This window comes from Cupriavidus sp. 22TCCZM01-5 (genome assembly GCF_057798915.1).
Genome location: NZ_JBYOJR010000068.1, coordinates 1 through 8,754, shown reverse-complemented (window position 1 = coordinate 8,754; position 8,754 = coordinate 1). Strand labels below are relative to the sequence as shown.

10 protein-coding genes are annotated in these 8,754 nt (G+C 67.0%); 2 read left to right on the top strand and 8 right to left on the bottom strand.

Annotated features, from left to right (window positions below):
• Nucleotides 1-104: 104 nt before the first annotated feature.
• From AC3FNH_RS32280 to AC3FNH_RS32270, 3 genes are all read right to left on the bottom strand, one after another.
• Nucleotides 105-584, bottom strand: a complete 480-nt coding sequence (locus AC3FNH_RS32280; RefSeq protein ID WP_276099153.1) for a PaaI family thioesterase — start codon at nucleotides 582-584, stop codon at nucleotides 105-107.
• 93 nt (nucleotides 585-677) lie between these two features.
• A complete protein-coding gene (locus tag AC3FNH_RS32275) occupies nucleotides 678-1,133 on the bottom strand; it encodes a MerR family transcriptional regulator (protein WP_276099152.1) in 456 nt (151 codons plus the stop codon).
• A gap of 99 nt (nucleotides 1,134-1,232) precedes the next feature.
• On the bottom strand, nucleotides 1,233-1,355 hold the full coding sequence (locus AC3FNH_RS32270) for a hypothetical protein (protein WP_488722970.1): 123 nt from the start codon (nucleotides 1,353-1,355) through the stop codon (nucleotides 1,233-1,235).
• Between AC3FNH_RS32270 and AC3FNH_RS32265 the strand changes: the two genes are divergently transcribed.
• Nucleotides 1,354-2,430, top strand: a complete 1,077-nt coding sequence (locus AC3FNH_RS32265) for an MBL fold metallo-hydrolase (RefSeq protein WP_276099151.1) — start codon at nucleotides 1,354-1,356, stop codon at nucleotides 2,428-2,430. The genes AC3FNH_RS32270 and AC3FNH_RS32265 overlap by 2 nt on opposite strands.
• Nucleotides 2,431-2,443: 13 nt before the next feature.
• Here AC3FNH_RS32265 and AC3FNH_RS32260 read toward each other — a convergent pair whose 3' ends face one another.
• The 5 genes from AC3FNH_RS32260 to argS form a co-directional block, all read right to left on the bottom strand.
• The gene (locus AC3FNH_RS32260; RefSeq protein ID WP_488722969.1) at nucleotides 2,444-3,271 is read right to left on the bottom strand and encodes a helical backbone metal receptor; all 828 of its coding nucleotides are present in this window, start codon (nucleotides 3,269-3,271) and stop codon (nucleotides 2,444-2,446) included.
• Nucleotide 3,272: 1 nt separating this feature from the next.
• Entirely contained in the window at nucleotides 3,273-4,070 is a 798-nt protein-coding gene (locus tag AC3FNH_RS32255; protein WP_488722968.1) for an SDR family oxidoreductase, read from the bottom strand.
• Nucleotides 4,071-4,136: 66 nt separating this feature from the next.
• On the bottom strand, nucleotides 4,137-4,772 hold the full coding sequence (locus AC3FNH_RS32250) for a thiol:disulfide interchange protein DsbA/DsbL (protein WP_276099148.1): 636 nt from the start codon (nucleotides 4,770-4,772) through the stop codon (nucleotides 4,137-4,139).
• A gap of 93 nt (nucleotides 4,773-4,865) precedes the next feature.
• On the bottom strand, nucleotides 4,866-5,633 hold the full coding sequence (locus tag AC3FNH_RS32245) for an SPOR domain-containing protein (protein ID WP_488722967.1): 768 nt from the start codon (nucleotides 5,631-5,633) through the stop codon (nucleotides 4,866-4,868).
• A gap of 135 nt (nucleotides 5,634-5,768) precedes the next feature.
• Nucleotides 5,769-7,565, bottom strand: a complete 1,797-nt coding sequence (gene argS / locus AC3FNH_RS32240) for an arginine--tRNA ligase (protein ID WP_488722966.1) — start codon at nucleotides 7,563-7,565, stop codon at nucleotides 5,769-5,771.
• A 274-nt stretch (nucleotides 7,566-7,839) separates the two neighbouring features.
• Here argS and AC3FNH_RS32235 point away from each other — a divergent pair, with 274 nt between their 5' ends.
• Nucleotides 7,840-8,160 carry a DUF1840 domain-containing protein gene (locus tag AC3FNH_RS32235; protein WP_276100872.1) on the top strand — a complete coding sequence of 107 codons (321 nt, stop codon included), beginning with the start codon at nucleotides 7,840-7,842 and terminating at the stop codon, nucleotides 8,158-8,160.
• Nucleotides 8,161-8,754 lie beyond the last annotated feature (594 nt).

Genomic DNA, 8,754 nt, shown 5'->3' with positions numbered 1-8,754 from the left:
GCCGCGCAGCATCTCGATGTCTTCGCCCAGGTCGAATTTCAGGCCAGGGAGTTCGGTCATGATGGTCTCCTGTTGGAATCTTGTTGGCGCGGGAACAACGCGCGTCAGACGTGTTCGAGCGTGCGTACCACGCAAAGGGTCATCAGCATGGTCGCCACGAGCTTGCGGCGGCCCTGCTGCTCGACGAAGACATCGCCCTGGACCACGATCAGCGTGCGGCCGGGCTTGAGCACGCGCCCCACGGCAATCAGGCGTTCGCCCTGCGCCGGGGACAGCAGATTGATCTTGTACTCGGCGGTCAGACCCGCCTCGCCCTCACCCACCATGGTCAGCGCTGCGTACCCGCACGCGCTGTCGGCCAGCGCACCGACGACGCCGCCATGGAAGAAACCATGCTGCTGGGTCACGCCTTCGGACCACGGCATGGCGATTTCCACTTCGCCACGCTCGACGCGGGCCAGCGCGGCGCCAAAGGTCGTCATCAGTCCCTGGCGCGCAAAGCTGCTGGCAATGGTGTCAGTCCGCGCCGCCGACAGCAGTTCGGGTTGGACTGGGCTGGCAGCAGCATCAAGGTCCTGCGTCATGGCGGCTCCCTGGTGAGATGGTTCGGGCTATTCTATTTACGTTTACGTAAACGTCAATCCACAGAGACACGAAGATGCACGGAAAGTGCAACGTCAGGCAGTTTCACGTTTGGCCGGGCCACCGGTACGCGCCTGTTGTGCATCCAGCAACGCTTTGCATTGCTTTTCATGCTGGTCGATCTCCGCCAGTTGCGCCTGCAGGTCTTCAAGCTGGCGCTCGAGTGCGGCGCGGTGGCCGGCCAGCGCATCCAGAAAACGCTCGAGCTGCGGTGCGCTGTCGCGCGGCGACTCGTAGAGATCAAGGATTTCGCGGATTTCGTTGAGAGTAAGCCCCAACCTTTTCCCGCGCAGCGTGAGTTTCAGGCGGGTACGCTCGCGCCCGTTGTAGACGCGCGTGCGTCCGCCGGGGCCTGCGCGCTCGGGCGACAACAGGCCCTGGTCCTCATAGAATCGGATGGCGCGCGGCGTGACGTCGAACTCGCGCGCGAGGTCGGTGATGGTATAGGTGGCCGGGCCGGAGGATGATCCGGAAACATTGGTGGCTGCCATGGTGCGCCCAAAGAAAGTGAACGGTCGTTCGTTGCGAAGTCAACTTTTGGCTTAAGATGGAGACGACTCGTACGAATTGACGTTTACGTTAGCGTCAACTCACGCGACTGGCAACCGGCGCCTTCGTGCCTGGTCGGCAAGGCCTGGCATCACGGCAAAGACGAGAAAGCCCCGCCTGCCCGGCGTGACACGGCGCAGGGCTTCGATGACGAGACTCCTCATGAACGCACTCGAACACCAGCTCCAATACCCGTTCGCGGACACCATGCCCGAGCCCGGCAGCAAGCAGGAAGTGGCGCCCGGCGTCTACTGGCTGCGCATGCCCCTGCCCTTCGCGCTGGACCACATCAACCTGTGGCTGCTGCGCGACCGGCGCGACGGCACGGACGGCTGGACCATCATCGACTGCGGCATCACCAACGACACCATCAAGGCGCACTGGGAAACCATCTTCGCCAACGAGCTCGAAGGCCTGCCGGTGCTGCGCGTGCTGGTCACGCACAGCCACCCCGACCACGTCGGCCTGGCGCACTGGCTGTGCAAGCGCTTCGACGCGCGGCTGTGGATGAGCCTGGGCGACTACATGAGCGCGCGCGTGATGGGCAGCGGCACCGGTGCGGGCTCCAGCGCCGGCGGCGAACTGGCGGCCGAGCACTTCGCGCGCCACGGCCTGACCGACCCCGACAGCCAGGAAAAGCTGCGCGCCCGCAAGACCTACTACCCGTCGCTGGTGCCGGACCTGCCCACGCAGTACCGCCGCCTGATGGACGGCGATACCGTCGCCATCGGCGCCGATCCGGCCACCGCCGGCTGGCGCGTGATCACCGGCTTCGGCCATTCGCCCGAGCACGTGGCGCTGTACAACGCCGCCGCCAACGTGCTGATCTCCGGCGACATGGTGCTGCCGCGCATCTCGACCAATGTCAGCGTGTTCGACATGGAGCCCGAGGCCAACTCGCTGCAGCTCTATCTGGATTCGCTCGGCAAGTACGAAGGCCTGCCAGAGGACGTACTGATCCTGCCCTCGCACGGCCGCCCCTTCCGCAACCTGCACACGCGCATTGCGCAGCTGCGCGAGCACCATGTCGAGCGCCTGGCCGAGACATTGGAAGCGTGCCGCGAGAAGCCGTGCTGCGCGCATGACATCGTCAGCGTGATCTTCAGGCGCCAGTTCGACATCCACCAGATGACGTTTGCCATGGGCGAATCGCTCGCGCATCTGCACGCGCTGTGGCACCGCGGGGAACTCGTGCGGGAAACGGGGGATGACGGGGTGATCCGCTTCCGGGCGGCCTGATCCCTGCGATGGCTCAGCCGCGCTCGGCCAGCGCGGCCAGATAGCGCACCCCCTCGATGGCGCGGCTGCCGTACCACGACAGCATCTCGCCATCGACAAGCTGCACCGGCTTGCCGAGCTGGCGCTCCAGCGCGTCGGCGTGGTCTTCGGTGAAGCGATAGGGCTCGGTGGACAGCAGCACCTCGTCGAGCCCGCGCACCAGCGCATCGTTCCAGCGGAAGCTCGGATAGCGTTCGCCCGCCGTGTTGGGGCGGGTGCAGTCGCCGTCCGCGCAGGCCTGCGGTGCCGCTTCCGGCCAGGTCTGCCAGTTCACCAGCGCCAGCATGCGGCTGATATAGGTGTCGCGCGACACGGTCATCCACGGGTCTTGCCAGATTGCATAGAGCACCTTGCGCGCCGGCCAGACGCGGGCGCGGATGGCATCCAGCTCCGCCTGCAGCGCGGCGCAGAGCGTTTCCGCCTGCGTCTGCCGCCCGAAGATGCCGCCCAGCAGCCGGTAAAGTTCGAGATTGTCTTCCGGCGCGCACGGATGCGTGACGATCACGTTCGGCACGAAGCGGCGGATCTCGTCGACGGTTTCGCGCCGGTTCTCGTCGACATTGACCACGACATGCGTGGGCGCCAGCGCACGCAGACGGTCCAGCTTCACGTCCTTGGTGCCCCCGACCTTGGCCACCGCGCGCACTGCCGGCTCGGGATGGATGCAGAAGCCCGTGCGCGCCACCATCGACCCGCCCAGTTCCAGCGCGAACAGCAGTTCGGTCACCGACGGCACCAGCGAGGCAATGCGGACATCGCCGCTGGCCGCGGCGTGCTGCTGGCCGATGGCGTCGCGCCACATGTCAGTCTCCCGAGCCGCGGCGGGGCTTGCGCGGAGCCTTTGCGGCCAGCGCGTCGTAGAGCCAGCGCGGCATCACGTGCATCAGCGCCGCGACCACGCCCATCTGCCACGGAATCACCTTGAAGCTGCTCCCCGCCGCAATCGCGCGCACGGCCTTGCGGGCGAACACGTCGGCATCCGTCAGGAACGGCATGCGGTAAGGGTTATGCGCCGTCATCGGCGTGCGGATATAGCCCGGCGCAATGGTCACCACGCGGATGCCATGGCGCCGCTGCTCCAGCCGCAGGCTTTCCAGAAGCTTGATCACCGCCGACTTGGACGCGCTGTAGGCGCCGCCGCCCGGCAGCCCGCGCACGCCCGCCACGCTGGCAATGCCCACCAGCGTACCGCGCCAGCCGCCGGCGCCGGGTTCGCGCTCATGCATCGGCTGCAGGAAGGGCTGGAACGTGGTGAGCACGCCGAACCAGTTGGTGTCCATCACCATGCGGAAGGCCTCGAGATCCTCGCGCTCGCTGGCCACCGTGCCGACCGACACGCCGGCGTTGGCGATGACCACGTCGGGCACGCCGATACGGTCCAGGAAGTCGTGCGCGGCACCCGCCATCGCGTCGGCATCGCGCACATCGGCGGCATAGACGTGGACAGCGCCCGGATTGGGCAGGCTCTGCGCAAGATCACGCAAGGCGTCCTCGCGCCGCGCCACCAGGCCGAGGACGGCGCCTTGCCTCGCATACTCGCGCGCCAGCGCCTGGCCGAGGCCGCTGGAAGCGCCGGTGAGGAAAACTTTCAGGGGGCGCATCGGGTTACCGGAGGCTCAAATGAAAAAAGGCCGGTACGGCAACGTACCGGCCTTCGGGAATGCCGCTCAGAGCTTCTTGTCGCGGACCTGGGTCACGAGGTAATCCATGGCCTGGATCGCGCTGGCCTTGGTACCGGCGACGGACGGCGAGGTCACGTACTTGCCCTGGACCACCACGGTCGGCACGCCGTCGACCTTGTAGGCGTCGGCGATCTTGTTCGCGCGCTGCGCGTTGGTGGTCACCGAGAACGAGTTGTACGCGTCCAGGAAGGCCTTGCGGTCGATGCCGTTCTTGGCCATGAAGTCGGCGATCTCGTTCGGGTCCAGCATGCGCTTGCGGTCGACGTGGATCGCATTGAAGACCTTGGCGTGCATGGCGTCCAGCTTGCCGATGGACTCCAGCGCATAGAAGATCTTGGTGTGCGGCAGCAGGTCGTCGCGGAAGGCCACTGGCACGCGCTTGAAGACCACGTCCTTGCCCTGCTTCTTGACCCACGCCTCGAGCTCGGGCTCGAAGTCGAAGCAGTGGGGGCAGCCGTACCAGAAGAATTCGGTGACCTCGATCTTGCCGGCCGGCACGGGCTGCGGCGCCTTGAGCACCTGGTATTCCTTGCCTTCGGCGGGTGCCGCCTGGGCGGGAGCGGTCATCAGCAGGCCGCCGACAGCGGCGAACGTGGCGATCAGTGCGGCGAGTTTCTTCATCTTGGAGCGGCCTTCCGGTTTTGGGGCGATGAGCGTATGACAGCGGCGACGGCATCCGGTTCAGCGGGCCGCCAGCCTGGGGGTTACAGCGCGTTACTGCTTGGTGAAGCGGATCACCGAGGCATCGAAGCCGGCCGACTGCAGCCGGTCGCGCGCCTTGTTCATGTCCTCGATGCGGTTGTACGGCCCGATCCGGACCCGGTACATCTTCACGCCGTTGACGTCGCGGTCGGTAATCTTGGCCTCGAAGCCCTGCATGGCCAGGTTGGCCTTCTGGCGGTCGGCGTCGTCGGACGAGCGGAACGCACCCACCTGCAGCAGGTAGCCGACCTTGTTGGCATCCGCCTGGGCGATCTCGGCAATCGGGTCGACCACCGGCTTCTCGGCCGGCTTGTTCATGGCGAGAGGCTTCTCGGCGGGCTTATCCGCCGGCTTTTCGGCAGGCTTTTCCGCCGGGCGCGACACGGCCACCGGCGGCTGCCGCTCGGCCTGCCGCTCCCCGTTATGGTTCTCCGGCGCGGCGGCGACCGGCGCCTGCGGCTGCGCCTCGGGTGCGGGCGCGGGCTGGCCGACCGGCTTGGCCGGGGTCTTGCTCCACAGCGGCTTGTTCGGGTCGGTCGGGGCTTCCGGCTGGGACTGGGATTGCGTGGGACTGGGCAGCGTGCTGGCCACGTTGCCCGGCTCGGACGGCCGCGGCGCGTTCTTTTGCTGGAACGGCGCCGGCGACTTGGTGATATACAAGGCGACCACCACGGCAATGGCCAGCCCGACGATCAGCCCGAGCACCAGGCCCAGGAACGTTCCACCGCGCTGCTGGCTGCGGCGGGCACTGCGCGCCTCGCGCTTGCGTTGCTGTTGCATAAGTCCTCTTAGGTGTTGCCGGGAGATTATAGTGCCAGCGCCGCCCGCGGCGGCACCGGCAACATCGCGGGGCAGCACTGCCCCGCGATGCGACCGGCCCGATCGCGCGCGTGTGCCGTGAATGACAGCCGTGGCTTACATGCGGCGCGGCGCCGAAACGCCGATCACCGCCAGGCCGTTGCGCAGCACCTGGCGCGTTGCCGCCAGCAGCGCCAGGCGCGCGCGCTTGACCGTCTCGTCGTCGACCAGCACGCGGTCGGCGTTGTAGAACGCGTGGAAATCGCCCGCCAGGTCGCGCAGGTAGAACGCGACCGCATGCGGCGCCAGCTCGCCGGCGGCGGCGGCCAGCATCTCGGGGAACTCGGCCAGGCGCTGGCCCAGCGCGAGCGCCTGCGGACTGGCGTCGGCGCCGGTGACGGCCGCCAGGTCGGCGCCGGCCAGTTCGGGCAGGCGGCTCTCCCAGTCGGCGCCGCCCCACGACTCGAAGATCGAGCAGATGCGCGCATGGGCGTACTGCACGTAGTACACCGGGTTCTCGTCGTTCTGCTTGAGCGCCAGGTCCACGTCGAACACGAACTCGGTGTCGGCCTTGCGCGACAGCAGGAAGAAGCGCACGGCGTCGCGCCCGCGCGTGAAGTGCGCGGGCCAGTCGGCCACGCCGGCGTCAAGGCAGGCGCGGATGGTTTCGCAGGTGTCATCCTGGCCGTTGGACCATTCGATCAGGTCGCGCACGGTCACATAGGAGCCGGCGCGCTTGGAGATCTTCACCTCCTCGCCGTTCTTCATCACGGTGACCATCTTGTGCAGCACGTAGTCGGGGTAGCCCTTCGGGATGCCGATGTCCAGGCCCTGCAGGCCGGCGCGCACGCGCGCGATGGTGCCGTGGTGGTCGCTGCCCTGCACGTTGATGACCTTGGTGAAGCCGCGCTCCCACTTGGTGGTGTGGTAGGCCACGTCCGGCACGAAGTAGGTGTAGGTACCGTCGGTCTTCTTCATGACCCGGTCCTTGTCGTCGCCGTCGTCGGTGGTGCGCAGCCACAGCGCCCCTTCGCTCTCGTAGGTCTTGCCCTTGGCGACGAGCGCCTGCACCGCGGCTTCGACGCGGCCGTCGGTGTACAGCGACGACTCCAGGTAGTAGTGGTCGAACTTGACGCCGAAGGCCTGCAAGTCGATGTCCTGCTCGTTGCGAAGGTAGGTCACCGCGAACTTGCGGATCGAGTCGACATCCTCGGGGTTGCCCGATGCGGTCACCGGCTCGCCGTCCGAGGCGCTCACGGTCTTGCCGGCCAGGAAGTCGGCGGCGATATCGGCGATGTAGTCGCCGTTGTAGGCGGCTTCCGGCCAGTTGGCGTCGCCCGGCTTGAAGCCGCGCGCGCGGGCCTGGACCGACACGGCGAGGTTCTGGATCTGCACGCCGGCGTCGTTGTAGTAGAACTCGCGGTGCACGTCGTAGCCCTGCCACGACAGCAGGTTGGCGAGCGCGTCGCCGAGCGCGGCCTGGCGGCCGTGGCCGACGTGCAGCGGGCCGGTCGGGTTGGCCGAGACGAACTCGACCAGCACGTGGCCGTGCATGCCGCGCTCCTGCGCGCCGTAGTGGTCGCCCTCGGTCAGCACCGCGCGCAGCACATCGGCCTTGGCCGCCGGCGTCAGGCGCAGGTTGATGAAGCCCGGGCCGGCGATCTCCATGGCCGCGACCAGGCCGGCCGCGCGCGGATCGGCCTGGACCGCCGCCACGATGCGCTGGGCCAGCTCGCGCGGATTGCTCTTGAGCGCGCGCGCCACCTGCATGGCGATGTTGCAGGCCAGGTCGCCGTGGGCTGCGGCCTTGGGCCGCTCGAAGGTCACGGCCGGCAGGGTCGCGTCGGCCGGAGCAAGCGCGCGTACCGCATCAGTGAACGCAGCGGCAAGATTGGAGGTCTGAACAGGCAGCATGGATGTCGAAGCCCTGGTGGGCAGTAGTCCGGCAGGCGGCGCGGCGCGCCCGGGTGCCAGCCGGCAATGCCGGCGGAAAGCCACGGGCAAGGCGCCGCGAAGTGGCGCGCATGTGAACGCCGCGCCGCGTGACCGGCAATGGAATTCGGAAACGCGGAATTTTATCAGGTGCTATGCTGACATCATGCGCGCGGCTCGCAAGAGCCACAATCCGCGCGGCCGCTCCCGCCCCCGGGGGCCCGCGTTCCGCATGTCCGTAAAAGGAAACATCATCATGCTGATCACCTTCAAATCCCACGCCGCGCAGGACCTGATCATGATGAGAGATCTGGCCGTGACGCTTCTGGGCATCATCGGCAAGCATCTCGGAGAGCGGGGGGTGATCACCGTGGAAGAGCTGCCTCGCGCGATCCACAAGCTCGAAGCCGCCGTCAGCGATGCCAAGCGCAACCACCCCGCCGAAACCTCGGTCAGCGACGGCAAGCATGAAGACGACGAGGAGGAACCGCTGCACCTCGGGCAGCGCGCCTATCCGTTCCTTGACATGCTGCGGGCCTCGCAGCGTGAAGGGGTCGATGTGTTATGGGGCGTGTGATCGGATTCTGGCGACCGAGGACGCGCCTGAGCGGGGCTTCTAGGCAATCTTCTTTTCTCGGCAAAAGGCCAAAAAAAGGTTCTTCGCTGAATGCGGGGAAGGGGTAATGACGGGGTTGTCGTGCTTGGCGGGCGCTGCTGTTTCGCCGGCGCAGCCGGCGAGTCACTTTTTGTCCGAGCGACAAAAGAGTATGCAGAAAAAGCGCGTCGCCTGGCGGCTGGCGGCTGGCGGCTGGCCATCAACGATGCGCTCCTTGTTTTCAAGCGGCTTTGGTCTCGCGACGCTTGGGTGCCCGTTCGAACCTGCTACGCATAGTGATTCAGAACCAGTGCCTGCGATAACCTGCTCTTGTACGATCCCCATGTAGGGCTCGGGTACAGCGTTCCAAAAGCGTCAGTGGTGGGACGCCTACAGCTGCGCTGCGCGCACGTCCTAGTCGGTTTGCGACGGGCATCATCGTCGCCGGTGCCAACGGTTCGGTTTCTCTGCTTCGCTGCGGCGCGGTTTGCCTGCGGCCTGGGTGCTCAGACCAGGGCTCTGCGCGTAGCGCAGCCGAAGGCGATTACACGATGTCGGTAGCAGCAGGGACCACGG

Coding starts and splice junctions, on each gene's coding strand:
- AC3FNH_RS32280 (WP_276099153.1), bottom strand. CDS start 584: ATGACGCAGGACCTTGATGCTGCTGCCAGCCCAGTCCAACCCGAACTG.
- AC3FNH_RS32250 (WP_276099148.1), bottom strand. CDS start 4,772: ATGAAGAAACTCGCCGCACTGATCGCCACGTTCGCCGCTGTCGGCGGC.
- AC3FNH_RS32265 (WP_276099151.1), top strand. CDS start 1,354: ATGAACGCACTCGAACACCAGCTCCAATACCCGTTCGCGGACACCATG.
- AC3FNH_RS32270 (WP_488722970.1), bottom strand. CDS start 1,355: ATGAGGAGTCTCGTCATCGAAGCCCTGCGCCGTGTCACGCCGGGCAGG.
- AC3FNH_RS32235 (WP_276100872.1), top strand. CDS start 7,840: ATGCTGATCACCTTCAAATCCCACGCCGCGCAGGACCTGATCATGATG.
- argS (WP_488722966.1), bottom strand. CDS start 7,565: ATGCTGCCTGTTCAGACCTCCAATCTTGCCGCTGCGTTCACTGATGCG.
- AC3FNH_RS32260 (WP_488722969.1), bottom strand. CDS start 3,271: ATGTGGCGCGACGCCATCGGCCAGCAGCACGCCGCGGCCAGCGGCGAT.
- AC3FNH_RS32275 (WP_276099152.1), bottom strand. CDS start 1,133: ATGGCAGCCACCAATGTTTCCGGATCATCCTCCGGCCCGGCCACCTAT.
- AC3FNH_RS32255 (WP_488722968.1), bottom strand. CDS start 4,070: ATGCGCCCCCTGAAAGTTTTCCTCACCGGCGCTTCCAGCGGCCTCGGC.
- AC3FNH_RS32245 (WP_488722967.1), bottom strand. CDS start 5,633: ATGCAACAGCAACGCAAGCGCGAGGCGCGCAGTGCCCGCCGCAGCCAG.